Annotated in this window: 12 protein-coding genes; 5 read left to right on the top strand and 7 right to left on the bottom strand. The window is 60.5% G+C overall.

From position 1 onward, the window contains the following. Nucleotides 1-9: 9 nt before the first annotated feature. The 3 genes from J3D46_RS21900 (at nt 10) to J3D46_RS21890 (ending at nt 2,391) form a co-directional block, all read left to right on the top strand. Nucleotides 10-741: an ABC transporter ATP-binding protein gene (locus J3D46_RS21900; RefSeq protein ID WP_231340066.1), complete on the top strand. Its 732-nt coding sequence runs from the start codon at nt 10-12 to the stop codon at nt 739-741. Then, complete coding sequence (locus J3D46_RS21895) at nt 731-1,675, top strand: ABC transporter permease (RefSeq protein WP_089595921.1); 945 nt, start codon at nt 731-733, stop codon at nt 1,673-1,675. Before J3D46_RS21900 ends, J3D46_RS21895 begins: the two co-directional genes overlap by 11 nt. A 176-nt stretch (nt 1,676-1,851) precedes the next feature. Continuing rightward, the gene (locus J3D46_RS21890) at nt 1,852-2,391 is read left to right on the top strand and encodes a hypothetical protein (RefSeq protein ID WP_253468805.1); all 540 of its coding nucleotides are present in this window, start codon (nt 1,852-1,854) and stop codon (nt 2,389-2,391) included. A 110-nt stretch (nt 2,392-2,501) separates the two neighbouring features. Here the strand turns inward: J3D46_RS21890 and J3D46_RS21885 are convergent, their stop codons facing one another. Beyond that, complete coding sequence (locus J3D46_RS21885) at nt 2,502-3,119, bottom strand: DUF305 domain-containing protein (RefSeq protein WP_231340064.1); 618 nt, start codon at nt 3,117-3,119, stop codon at nt 2,502-2,504. Between the two features lie 689 nt (nt 3,120-3,808). On the opposite strand from J3D46_RS21885, the gene J3D46_RS21880 reads away from it, so the two are divergent. Further along, nucleotides 3,809-4,366 (top strand): dihydrofolate reductase family protein, encoded by a 558-nt coding sequence (locus J3D46_RS21880; protein WP_231340063.1) that lies wholly within the window; start codon nt 3,809-3,811, stop codon nt 4,364-4,366. Between the two features lie 57 nt (nt 4,367-4,423). Here the strand turns inward: J3D46_RS21880 and J3D46_RS21875 are convergent, their stop codons facing one another. The 5 genes from J3D46_RS21875 to J3D46_RS21855 all read right to left on the bottom strand — a co-directional run bounded on the left by J3D46_RS21875 (nt 4,424) and on the right by J3D46_RS21855 (nt 8,812). Next, nucleotides 4,424-4,978 carry a hypothetical protein gene (locus J3D46_RS21875; RefSeq protein ID WP_231340062.1) on the bottom strand — a complete coding sequence of 185 codons (555 nt, stop codon included), beginning with the start codon at nt 4,976-4,978 and terminating at the stop codon, nt 4,424-4,426. An 86-nt stretch (nt 4,979-5,064) separates the two neighbouring features. Next, nucleotides 5,065-5,694: a hypothetical protein gene (locus tag J3D46_RS21870; protein ID WP_231340061.1), complete on the bottom strand. Its 630-nt coding sequence runs from the start codon at nt 5,692-5,694 to the stop codon at nt 5,065-5,067. 6 nt (nt 5,695-5,700) lie between these two features. Then, the gene (locus J3D46_RS21865; protein WP_231340060.1) at nt 5,701-6,237 is read right to left on the bottom strand and encodes a hypothetical protein; all 537 of its coding nucleotides are present in this window, start codon (nt 6,235-6,237) and stop codon (nt 5,701-5,703) included. A 107-nt stretch (nt 6,238-6,344) separates the two neighbouring features. Then, nucleotides 6,345-6,875: a hypothetical protein gene (locus J3D46_RS21860; protein WP_155854051.1), complete on the bottom strand. Its 531-nt coding sequence runs from the start codon at nt 6,873-6,875 to the stop codon at nt 6,345-6,347. Nucleotides 6,876-6,892: 17 nt separating this feature from the next. After that, nucleotides 6,893-8,812 (bottom strand): hypothetical protein, encoded by a 1,920-nt coding sequence (locus tag J3D46_RS21855; protein ID WP_231340059.1) that lies wholly within the window; start codon nt 8,810-8,812, stop codon nt 6,893-6,895. A 143-nt stretch (nt 8,813-8,955) separates the two neighbouring features. Between J3D46_RS21855 and J3D46_RS21850 the strand changes: the two genes are divergently transcribed. Further along, complete coding sequence (locus tag J3D46_RS21850; RefSeq protein WP_231340058.1) at nt 8,956-9,993, top strand: LLM class flavin-dependent oxidoreductase; 1,038 nt, start codon at nt 8,956-8,958, stop codon at nt 9,991-9,993. On the opposite strand, the gene J3D46_RS21845 is transcribed toward J3D46_RS21850, so the two are convergent. After that, a complete protein-coding gene (locus tag J3D46_RS21845) occupies nt 9,990-12,707 on the bottom strand; it encodes an aminotransferase class I/II-fold pyridoxal phosphate-dependent enzyme (RefSeq protein WP_231340057.1) in 2,718 nt (905 codons plus the stop codon). The two genes, J3D46_RS21850 and J3D46_RS21845, sit on opposite strands and share 4 nt — an antisense overlap. Nucleotides 12,708-12,728 lie beyond the last annotated feature (21 nt).

Below are 12,728 nucleotides of genomic sequence, written 5' to 3'. Positions count from 1 at the left end.
GACGGGACCATGCCAGTCGTACTCGAGAACCTGGGCAAACGCTTCGGCGACGGCGCCCCGGTGCTGGACGACGTCAACGCCACCATCGCTCAAGGCGAGTTCGTCGCCCTCCTCGGTGCGTCCGGCTGCGGTAAGTCCACCTTGCTGAACATCATGGCGGGACTGGAACCGCCGACGTCGGGCGCTCTTGAAGTACCCAGCGACGGCGCGGCCTTCATGTTCCAGGACGCGGCCTTGTTCCCGTGGCTGACGGCACGCGGCAACATTGAGTTGGCGTTGCAGCTGGCAGACAAGTCCAGCACGAAGGCGAGCCGGCGTGCCCGTGCCGCCGAGCTGTTGGAACTGGTGCACCTGGGCGGCGCGGGGGATAAGCGTCCCCACGAACTGTCCGGCGGCATGAGGCAGCGCGTCGCGTTGGCCCGTTCCTTGGCCCAGGATCGGCAGTTGCTGCTGATGGATGAGCCGTTTGCTGCCCTCGATGCGATCACCCGCGATCTTCTGCATGACGAGCTGGAGCGGATCTGGAAGGAAACGGGCCGGACCATCGTGTTCGTGACGCATAACGTGCGCGAGGCTGTTCGTCTGGGTCAGCGCGTGCTGCTGTTGTCCTCGCGTCCTGGTCGGGTGGTGGCCGAGTGGGATGTCACCGAGGAACACCGTACCGATGCCGGCCGTGCCGGGGAGCTGACCGGTGTCATTACCCGCCGTCTTCGCGAGGAGATCCGCCGCCATGCCAAGTAACCCCATCACCACCGAAGAGCGGACCCTTCCCGTGACTGAATCCAAAGAGCACATCACCTCGCCGTCGTTGAAGGGCAATGCCTCGGAACTCCGGGACCTCGAAGCGGGCCTGGATAACCTCCAGTCGGACACGGGCCGCAAGCGCGGTATCGAATGGAAGCGGGTGCTGCTGCCCGTCGCTGCGCTTGTGGTGCTTATCCTCGCGTGGCAGTTCTATGTTTCGCTGGGGTTCAAGCGCCGCGACCTGGTACCGGGACCGTTGGACGTGCTCACCCAGTTCGTGACGATGTGGGGCGAGGGCAAAGTCCAGGAAGCTGTGTGGACCTCGCTGCAGCGTGGCGTGATCGGCTTCCTGATCTCCGTAGTCATCGCCACCCCCGTGGGGTTGATTCTGGCTCAGGTGGCTCCCTTGCGTCGTGCGTTCGGGCCGCTGATTTCCGGGCTGCAGGTGCTCCCTTCCGTGGCGTGGGTTCCTGCCGCGATCATCTGGTTCGGACTGACCGATGCCACCGTCTACTTCGTGGTGTTCATGGGCGCTATTCCGTCCATCATCAACGGGCTGATCTCGGGTGTGGACCAGATCCCGCCGCAGTACCGCAGTGTGGGCACCGTGCTTGGCGCGAACCGGCTCCAGATGGCGTTGCAGATCGTCCTCCCGGCCGCGCTTCCCGGCTACATCGGTGGTTTGAAGCAGGGCTGGGCTTTCTCCTGGCGTTCCCTCATGGCGGCGGAAATCATCGCAGTGGGCGGCACGATCGGCTTCGGGCTGGGCTCCTTGCTGGATCAGGGCCGTTTGCTCTCCGATATGACCATCGTGATGTCCGCGATCCTGCTGATCCTGTTCGTGGGCATCCTGATCGAGCTCCTGGTGTTCGGGCCGATCGAAAAGCGACTGCTGCAGCGCCGGGGTTTGCTGGCGGGCAGCAGCCGCTAACCATTGGAGTTTTTGTACACTTAATGCCCTTAAGAGCGCTTCTTAGGGGCATTACGTGTACAAAAACTCGCCCTTACCGGCCGGATCTGGTTTCGACCCGGACCACATGCTACGTTGCCACGAGCCTTTGCATATGGGGGAGGCGATTCCGGGAATCGTGTGGACGGTGACAGCTCATGATCATGCAGCAAAGAACACTGGTGTCGGTTGCTGTAGCTGCACTGCTTTCCGTGACGTCGTGTGCAGCGCCGGCCCCACAGCCCGACGCGGAAGCGAAGGCCACTGTTCAGTCTCTTATCGAGCGGGCCATCGACCGTAGGAATCATCAAGTTGTCACAGGGTTCTCCTCCACCAAGGAGGAGATCAGTATGGATTTCGTCCCGGCGGCAGTTGAGCGTGTAGAGCTTGAGTACCGAAAACTCCACCAACGCAGGGACGCGTTTGCTCCCTATGGCGTCCTTTTGACGGACACCGGCTCGGAGATCACCATCAAGAAATTCACCATCACCAACACCGGCGCCAAGGTTGAGATCTCGGAGCAGACACAGCTGGAACACGGTCCGGTGAACGGCGTGCAAGGCCCCGGCGAGGGGTACGTATACGACCAAACCGTTGAGCTTGAGAGGACCGGCGACGCGTGGAAGATCAGCAGTATCGCCCCTGAAAATCCGGGCAAGCCTTACCCGACGACAATTGTTGATCCAGACACGCTTTAGGCGCTCGGCACTTCGCGTCGGCCGCTGCATAACAGTCGACTTCCGGACGGCGCGCAAAGGCTCGACGGCGACCTCCCGCCGTCGAGCCCTTGCGTCACCAGACGGTGAGGTTAGAGTCCGGTCAGCAGATCCCGCATTTCCCGAATCTCTGCTTCCTGCGCGGTGACGATGTCCTTGCCTAGCTGGACAGCCTCCGGGTTCTTGCCCTGGGCTATCTCGGTTTTGGCCATGGTCACAGCACCTTCGTGATGCGCGATCATCTGCGTGAGGAAGAGCTTGGTCGCGTCCACACCCTGGGCATCTCTAAGCTTCTGCAGGTCCGCCTCGCTCAGCATGCCGTCCATGCCGTGGCCGCCATGACCCGAGGATCCCATGACAGGCACGTTCCAGCTGTTCAGCCACCCCGTCATCTTCTCTATTTCGGGTGCCTGCGCGTCTTTGATCTTCACGGCCAAGTTGGTAATCGAGGCCGGGATGTCAGCCTTCGCCAGCATGGCATCGGACATCTCCACCGCTTGGGAGTGATGGGGGATCATCATCTGGGCGAACATGGTGTCCGCTGCGTTGTGCCCGGCGTCGCCGCTGTTCGCAGAGGGGCTGATGGAGGTGCCGGAACTTCCATGGTCCATGCCTGGCATGGAACCGGAGCCAGGGTTCGAAGCGCAACCAGCCAGGGCAAGCAGACCTGCGAGAGCCGCTCCGGTCACAGTGAAGTGAGTTCTGTTCATGAGTAAAAGTCCTTTGCATTTCGGGCGGCGTGGATAGTCAGCCGGCCGGTAGTCAGCAGATGGTGAATGGATGTGCGGTCCCGGTTGTTATCGGGCCATCCAGTGCTTACGTACGGCTGATGCAGAGTTGCCCGGGTGTAGGACCGTGGGGTTGGTAGGACCAGGACGGAAAAATGGTGGGCAGTTCCCACGATGCAGGGGTGACTTCGCCTGTCGTGGGTGGGGGAGCGCTCAGGGAAGCTGTTGTGAGGGATGGGATGCAACTGGCAGCCTGAGTGCAGGAGCAGGTTCCAAATTCCGTGCCGTGATCGTCGCCAGCCGGGGCACCGCTCACCTCAAGAGAAGAGCCGTGCGCATGGTGGGACGATGGGGTGCCCACTACAGGCGATGCCGCATGAGTCCCATGCGATCCACCTGCCCCATGGGAACCGCTGATGATGTGCATTCCGAATATGCCTGCAATGACGGCCGTTACCAGAAGTAGAAGCAACGCCCGCCCGAGGAGGGCGGCACGAGGTTGAGGGGACAGCTGCTTGCTCATGATGCTTCACCACCTTCGTCCACTTCCAGTGGTGACAGTATACCCCCATAGGGTATCTGAGAGGGATGCGTTATTGTTGGCACTCCTGGCCCTATGCATTCCTCCGTTGTCCGGTGCGCTGTTGCGATTCGCGGCCTAGAATCGTCGAATGGGCCTTCTAACGTTCAGCATCAACGTCACGCTTGATGGTTGCGTGGACCATCAGGAGGGCATCGCCGACGACGAGACGCACGCCCACTTCACGCGTCTCCTGGATCAGAGCGGCGCAATGCTCTGGGGCCGGACTACCTACGAAATGATGGAGGTCTACTGGCCCCTGGTTGCTCGCGGCGAAGTAGAAGCGCCGCCAGCCCTACGCGAGTGGGCGATCACCTTGGAGGGAAAACCCAAGTACGTCGTTTCCACAACGCGGAGCGACTTCCCCTGGACGAACAGCCACCGGCTGGTCGGCGAACTGGGTACGGCCGTTCAGGAACTCAAGGACAGGACTCCCAAGGGGGTGCTTGTCGGCAGCGGGAAACTAGCAACAGAGCTGGACCGATTGGGCCTGATCGACGAGTACAAATTCCTCATCCACCCCATGATCACAGGCCACGGACCCACCCTTTACCAAGGCGGACTGCCCAGCACCCGGCGCCTTGAACTGATCTCGGCCGAGCCGCTCAGTAACGGAGCGGTGGCGATGCATTATCGCCGGGCTGAATGAGGAAGGAGCAGGCACCGGACGACGTGAAGTTTGTACCACTCCACGCGGAACTGCGCTTCAGAAGTCCCCACCCGGGTAGATGCCCTCGGGCAGTGTGAAGCAAGGCGAACCTGAATCGATGTCTATCTGATTTGGGGCCAGGCCTTCGGCAACAATATAGCTCTCCCCGCTTCCGCTGAGAGCGATCATTTGAACTTCATAGGAACCCCTGATGTCAAGCCTGTTCCTGACTCCAAAGAGGCTGCTCTGATAGTGGGCTTCGATGTCCTTCACCACCGGCTCAATGTTCGTTCCTGCGGCAATCGTGATGGTGGTTGAACTCTTCCATTTGTGTTGGGTTTTGTTGCAAGACAGAAGCATGCCCTTCTTCTTCTGATCGATCGAGATAACAGCGTCTTTTGGGATTAGGGCGGCGAGCTTCACTTCCATGGCTTGGGCCTGGGTCTTTGCTTCCTGCCAGGTCAGTTCAGCTTTCATCGGTTCCTCTTGTGTTTTAACAGGCGTTGGCACGGTCGACTGGATTGAACCCGTGTTGGGGTTTCCAGCACAAGCGGCGAGCCCGATCGAACCTGCCACCAGCCACAACGCCATGGCACGGCGACGCGCCCTCATCTAGCCACAATTCCAAGCATGTCTTTGAGTACTTGCTCGTTGTTTTCGTTGTTTGAGTCGATGAGGTTGTGGTTGTTCATGAGGACCTAAAAATCCCCGCCCGGGTAGATGCCCTCGGGCAAAATGAAACACTCAGATCCCGAGGCGATACGGATTTCATTTGGGGCCAAGCCTTCTGCGACGATGTAGTTCTCCCCGCCTCCCAGATCGATTTGGATTCGATAGTCTTCGTCGACATTCCTGTCGGCGGATACTTTCGTTCCTTTCGCCCGGTAGTGGGCTTCGATGTCCTTCACGATCGGCTCGATGTTGGTTCCTCCAACGACCGTGATGGTAGTGGAACCTTTCCATTTGTGTTGGGTGCTGTTGCAGGACAGAAGCATGCCCTTCTTTTTCTGATCAATGGAGTAATCAGCATTTTTTGGGATCAGGGCGGCAATCTCCAGTTCCATTGCTTGTGTATGAGCTTTCGCTTGCTGCCATGTCAGCTCAGCATTCATCGTTGCCTCCTGTGTTTTGGCCGCAGTTGGCACAGTCGACTCCGTCGAACTCCCGGTGGGTGGCCCGGCGCAACCGGCAAGCCCGATCGAACCTGCCGCGAGCAACAACGCCATGGCACCGCGACGCGCCCTCATCGAGCCACAATGCCAAGCCTGTCTTTGAGTACTTGCTTGCTTGTCTTCGCTTGTGGAGGCGATGAGGTTCTGGTTGCTCATGAGGATCTAGAAATCCCCACCCGGGTAGATGCCCTCGGGCAAAGTGAAGCAAGGCGAACCTGATGCAATGCGAATGACGCCGGGATCGTCCTCCCTGATGAGATACATTTCCGAGGTGGCCGGATCGCTTATCTCAACACGAAAGGTGCCTTGTATGGTCCGGTCGCTTGAGACCTCAAAACGATGATCCGTGTAGTGTGCCCGAGCAGCCGTCTCAAGTTCTTTCACGACAGATTCAGCTTCGCTTCCCTCAGTCAGCGTGATCGAAGTCGAACCGTTCCAGTTGTGTTCGGTATTGCTGCAGGATAGGAGAACGCCCGTCTCTTTCTGGACTATGGAAGTAATCTTGTCCTTTGGGATCAAGGCCGCGATCTCCAGCGCTTCCTTTGCCGTGCTTGCTTTAGCTTCCTGCCAGGTCAGTTCGGCTATCAACGGTTCCTCCTGTGTATCACTGGCAGTTGGCACGGTTGACTCCGTCGAACTCGCGCTTGGGTTTCCGGCGCAGCCGGCAAGCCCGATTGAAACGACCAGCATCAACGCCACGGCGCCGCTCCGAATCCTCACCGAATTGCACTTCCCAGCATGCACTTGGGCACGTGCACGTTGTCCTCGCTGTACGAGGCGAGGAGGTTCTGGTTTTTCATGAGGATCTAAAAATTCCCGCCCGGGTAAATACCTTCTGGCAACGTGAAACACTCAGAGCCCGAATCAATGCGGATCTGGTTTGGGGCTAACCCTTCGGCGACAATGTAGTTTTCATCGCTCGTATTGTGAGGGCTTATCTGGACTTCGTATGATCCTCTGATATCAAGCCTGTCCTCGACGACGTATTGTCCACTCTGATAGTGGGTTTTGATTTCTTTCAGGATCGGCTCGATTTTGGTTCCTTCGGTGACCGTGATTGTCGTTGAACCATTCCAGCTGTGTTTGGTTCGGTTGCAGGACAGAAGCATGCCCTTCGTCTTCTGATCGATCGAGATAACGGCGTCTTCAGGGACTTGGGCGGCGATCTCCAGTTCCAGAGCTTGGGTATGAGCTTTGGCATCCTGCCATGTCAGTTCAACTTTCACCGGTTCCTCCTGTGTTTTGGTGGCGCTTGGCACAGTTGACTCTGTCGAACTCGTATTTGGGGTTCCGGCGCAACCCGTAAGCCCCATGAGGCCCGCCAGCAACAACGCCATGGTGCCGCGTCGCCCTATCATCGAGTCACAATTCCAAGCATGTCTTTGAGCGCTTTCTTGTTGTCTTTGCTGTCGGAGGCGATGAGGTTGTGGTTTTCCATGAGGATGTTCCCTTCTTCGACGGTGTTAATCGCCCTAAGTTGGTCGTCGTGGGGGCCGCGGTAATAGTGCTGTTCGAACTCATCCCGATGAATGGGGTTATTTCCATCCCACACCACCCCTCTCTTCGTGATGAGGTTGGGAACTCCCTGACCATGGACGAGCAGATCATAGTAGTACAGGTTCGAGTATTCCGTGGTTGGCTGTGGTTTCCAGTCCGGGAGCATTCCGGCCCCGGCGAGGGAAATCACCTTGTCATATCGGGCTCCGGCGACCTCGGAACTGGTGAGGTTCGCCAGGCCCCAGCTGTGCCCGATGCCAGTTTGCTCGGCACCGTTCAGGTAGGGGTCAGTGCGCATCCCGGTCTCGAAACCTGCCAGTTGCTGCCCCGAGGTGCGTGCAAGGTTCTCGTCGTTCGCCTCACCAATTCTCGCCAGGTTGGGACCTCCTGCGGTGTCCGCCTCTCCGGGGAACCGCCCATCCTTATAGACGAAAGCCACCGTCCCCGGCACGTTGTTATTGAGGTATTTCGAGACCTGCTGTACGCCGCCTTCGTAGAAGATGTTCAGTCCGGTGAACGTTCCCGGGACGTAGGTGATCACATGCCGTGTGTTGGGGTCTGGGGTGCCGATCATTTGCACAATCCGGGACTGGTCCCGGTCATAGAGGTAAAGCCGTACGTCCCCGGCTTCCACCTGCTTCAGGTAGGCCACCTCATTTTCCAGCATCTTTGTTCGGTTCGGGTCGTGGTGTGCTTGCCCGATCCCCGACAACTTCCGGGCTGTTTCCAGGTCTTTCTCCGCCGCGCGGAGCAGGCTTGGCGCGTTCAACTGGTTAGCCCGGACCCTAGCCAGTGCGGGCATCCCGTCCAAAGCGCCGAACATGGCCGGAGCCGCAGCCAGCAGGAGCTCCTGCACCTGCGTGAGCCCGGACTCGTTCGCTGCAGGGTGGGCTCCCGCGTTCATGCCCGCCCACCAAGTCCCGATCTTCGATGGGTCCAAGCCTCGCAGGGTCTGCTGCCATCCGGGTATTGTGGCCAATGCCTTCACGTCAGCCTCGGATGCAGTGGACAAGTAGCCCAGCAGCGCCGAGCCCGATAAGGTCATCGGCGCCGTTGCAAGCACAAGAACGCCGTTCGATACCGTTATCTGCCCGAGGTCACCGCTCCCACCGGCAGCGCGGAACGTGGACGCGATGTCGGAAAGCCGGGTCGCGTCCTGATGGTTGTCTTCCAGGAACCGTCGCAGCCCGCCACGGACAGCGTCGAGATCAGAGTGCGCCCAGGAGCACCTGTCCTCGAACTCGGACATAGCTGCACTGACTCTGTTGGCCGCGCCTCGGTCTGAGCCGTCCTGGATCCTGAAGGTTGACACTGCGGATTCCAAGGTGTCCGGATCAGCGGAACTCGCCCCAGCAGTGCTTCCACTCGCCCAGACACGCAACCCCTGCCGCACAGTGTTCACGCTCACCACCGGACGGTCAGTCTCCTCCATCGACGGGCGCGGCCCCACATTCACTCCAACACCCCCGCCAGCACGCACCCAGCCGGAGGCAAGCACCCACTCCGTCACGTCATCCAAGCGACGCTGCTCAACCTCCGCGGCGCTCTTCGCATCCTGGACCTGACGGGCAACATCTTCCAACATATGGACCAGCTCCGAACGGGCCGCCCGTTCAGCGGCAACGTTCTCCCGGAAACAGTCAGCGAACACGCCCCGGAATTCCGTAAGGGCAGCCGTTGAGATCGACTCCCGTCCGCCGCGTTGATCCTGCAGCGTACGGGCTGCGTCTCGACATGCACCGATCAGACGATCGGCAACCCCCGTGTCGAAATTCACTTTACTCCATCAAATAGATAAACCGCCGACGGCTCCACTATACCTAATGCACTCGACGGATTCTGAATCACTTTCGGAAGACGCTGAGAGGCGGACGAGGGGCTCCGTGGAATTCTCCGGGCCCTCGCGGAGTTGTCCCGAACATGCACAACAAACGGATCGGTTTCCTCTCCTTCGGTCACTGGGCCCGCGTCCCCGGTTCCCTCGTGCCAACGGCTGGGGAGGCCCTGAAACAGGGGATCGAACTCGCTGTGGCTGCTGAGGAACTGGGCATCGACGGAGCCTTCTTCCGGGTGCACCACTTCGCCCGGCAGCAAGCATCGCCCTTTCCACTGCTGAGCGCTATTGCGGCACGGACCAGCCGGATCGAAATGGGGACCGGCGTCATCGACATGAGGTACGAAAACAGCCTCTACATGGCCGAGGAAGCAGCAGCCACGGACCTCATCAGTGATGGGCGGCTGCAGCTCGGAGTGAGCCGTGGTTCACCCGAACCCGCACGGAACGGAGCATCCAACTTCGGCTACGTCCCCGAGGACGGTGAGGACGGTGGCGACATGGCCCGCCGCCACACTGCATTGTTCCGCAAAGCCATCGCCGGGCACGGGGTGGCCGAAGCGGACCCACATTACTCCGGCGGGGCCACAGGTCTGCTGCCCATCCAACCCCAGTCACCCGGCCTCCCGCAGAGAATCTGGTGGGGCGCCGGAACCCGGAAGACTGCAGTCTGGGCAGCAGAGCAAGGCATGAACCTCATGAGCTCAACCCTCCTCACTGAGGACACGGGAGTGCCTTTCGATGAACTGCAAGCCGAGCAGATCCGAATGTTCCGCGAAGCCTGGGCCGCCGCAGGGCACGACTTTGAACCAAGGATTTCCGTCAGCCGCAGCGTGATCCCCATCGTGGACGACGTCGACAACCACTACTTCGGTCTCCGAGCCCAAGCGGACAGCCAAGACCAAGTGGGAATTCTCGACGGCGCCTTGTCCCGCTTCGGGAAAAGCTACATCGGCGAGCCGGATCAAGTGGCGGACGAACTTGCGAAGGACGCAGCCGTGCAAGCAGCCGACACGGTCCTTCTCACGGTGCCCAACCAGCTTGGCGTCGACTACAACGCCAAGCTGCTGGGCAACGCCGCCAAGCACGTCGCCCCTGCCTTCGGTTGGAGCGCGAAAGCCTAGGACGCCACAGCCACCAGCTCGAGAACAGAAGAAGAAGCAGGCTCCACGAACACCCGGTACCCCCGTTCGTGATCGAACCCATGGATTTCACGCGTATCCAAGGCGGCCATGAATTCGAGGGTTTGCCGGGTAATCACCTGCCCCGGGACCAGGATGGGGAACCCGGGCGGATACGGCGTAACGAACCCTGCCGAGACCACTTCCTGTCCCGCGGCCACCGCCGCAGCCACCTCAGCCGCGGACAGGTACACCGTGGAATCGGGCTTGTAACTCTCAAAGTAGGCGGCCCGGATATCACCGTCCTCGCAGGAATCATCCGTACGGAAGCGCGCGGCAAAGGTGCTGAAGTCCGGGAGCGGGGGAGTGGGACGCGGAGCATCGGATGAGGCAGGTAGCGTCCGAGCCCGCGACGATGGATGTGGATTCTCAAAGCCCTCAGCGAGTTTCACCAGGACCTCGATCAGGTACGCCACGGAGCTTCGGGACGTGCCGATGTTGGTCATGAACAGCACCGTGTTCCGTGACGTCTTGTTCACCTGGATGCCGTGATCGTCCATGAGGTAGCTGTGGCGGAAAGTGTCGCCGTCGATCCCTGTCTTGCTGATGTCCAGCGTCAGGCGGCTGGGATCGATGACGAACTCGTCCCGCTGCCAGGCATCCTCCAGCTCGGCCAGCCCATCCCGCAGCGGCATGCTGGAGCCGGTTTCCCTATAGCGCGGACCGATGAGGTCCCGCGAGGTCAGCACACGGAAGTACTTCTTCAGCAGGGGATGCCGGGCCACGGCTTGGGCCACGGACACGGCAAGGTCCGATTGCCGTTGCACCAGGCCGAAACCTTCCAGTTCCACCTGTCGTCTGCCAATGTCCAGGGAAGCCAGAATTTGGTAGTTGGGGGAGGTGGACGTGTGGGTCATGTACGCCTCGCGGAAGGACTCCCGGTTGGAGCCGGCGAAGTCCTGGTCATACACGTGGATCATGGAACCCTGCCGCAGCGAGGTCAACGTTTTGTGGGTTGACTGCGTTGCGTAGACCCGCAGGCGTGCCTTGGCAGGATCCGGAATCAGCCTGGTGGTGAGCCAGGCGTCGTCATCAAGGGGTTCGCCGGTGGCCGGGTCATGAAGGGCAGCGGCCTGTTCCGCGTACCGGGCGGCGTAGGCAGGATCGCTGAAGGAAGCTTCCAGAGCGGCTGCTGCCGCCATGCCGGTTCGACGGCGGTACACCGGATGGGAGCGGGCGAAGGCAAACCACGCCTCGTCCCACAGGAAAACCAGATCCGGTTTGATGGCCAGGCATTCCTCCATGACCCTTTCGACGTCGTAGACGACTCCATCAAACGTGCAGTTGGTGAGGGTCACCATCTTCACCTCGTGGAGCCGGCCTGCCCGCCGGTACTCCAGGAGCCTGCGCTTCAGGCTGGCCAGAGGGACAGCACCATAAAACGCGTACTTGTCCAGGGGATAGGCATCCAAGTAGGACACACGGGCACCGGCAAGCACAAAGGCGTAGTGGTGGGATTTGTGGCAGTTGCGGTCCACCAGCACAACATCGCCCGGGGCAAGCAGTGACTGGTGCACGATTTTGTTGGCCGTGGATGTGCCGTTGGTGACAAAGTAGGTTCGTTGCGCCCCAAAGGCGCGGGCGGCGAGTTCCTGCGCGCGTTTGATGGAGCCGTGGGGATCCAGCAAAGAGTCCAGACCGCCCGAGGTGGCGGACGTTTCGGCCAACAGCAGGTTTGTCCCGTAAAAATCGGCCATGTCCCGGATCCACGGTGACGTCCCTACCGACGCGCCCCGGGAAATTGGCAGGGCATGGAAGACACTGGCCGGGCGGCGGCTGTAGTCCTGCAACGCCGTGAAGAACGGCGTTTCGTAGCGTTCGGCCACCCCGGACAGCAGTGACAGATGCAGGTCCAAATGGTCCTGTCGCCGGAAAATCCGCCGGAACTTTCGCGTCAGGGATCCAGCCAGCGACTCGATGGAAACCCCTGCCACCAGGTAGACATCAAGCTCCGGCCGAAGCCCGGAGACAGCCTCGGCCAGGGCAAGGATTCGCTCGATAGGCCGTGAGTCCTGCAAGTCTGCGGAGGTGTGCCGGACCAGGAACCGTTGGAGGTCGCTGCCCAAGAGATGGGAGCTGCGGAGGGAGAAGCCCGGGCGAAGGACAACAGACTGGATATCAGGGTTCAGCATGATGGCCACCAAGGCATCCTCATAGCTGGGAACCACGGTGACAGTGTAGGTGAACGCATCCGAAGGGCGGCGCTGCGCAGCCATGGTGTTCTTGAGCGCTTCGGATTCTTCGGGCTCAATGGTATCCACCACCAGGACCTCGAAGCGTGGCCGGTCAGCCGGCTCGGACTGGTCAACAACTTCCTCGTCCGGGAGCTCAGCGCGCGGCACCGCAGCTGTTTCCCCGGCAGAGGCGAGCGGGAGGTGGGACAAACCGCCCAGAAGCTGGAGCGCGGCCTGGGGTTCGCCGTCGTCGATTAACTGGCGCAACTGGGCCACAGCGTTGACTCCAGGCTCTGCCCAATACGGTTCCACCGCTGCCAGGAGGGCAAAGGTCCTATCGATCTGGGACAGCAAACCGGACTCCTGGTGCCGGGCCGAGGCGAGCTGCCTGAGGGCGTATCCCAAAAACTCCCAAGCGTCGGCACGGGACCGCCAGGCCCTGCTGGGGGTGCCGATTTTGGGGGACGGGGAAGGGGTGCTCATGTGTTTCACTTTCAAACTGAA

The sequence above is a fragment of the Paenarthrobacter sp. A20 genome (assembly GCF_024168825.1).
Classification (GTDB): Bacteria; Actinomycetota; Actinomycetes; order Actinomycetales; family Micrococcaceae; genus Arthrobacter.
This window is presented reverse-complemented; position numbering and strand designations above follow the sequence as displayed.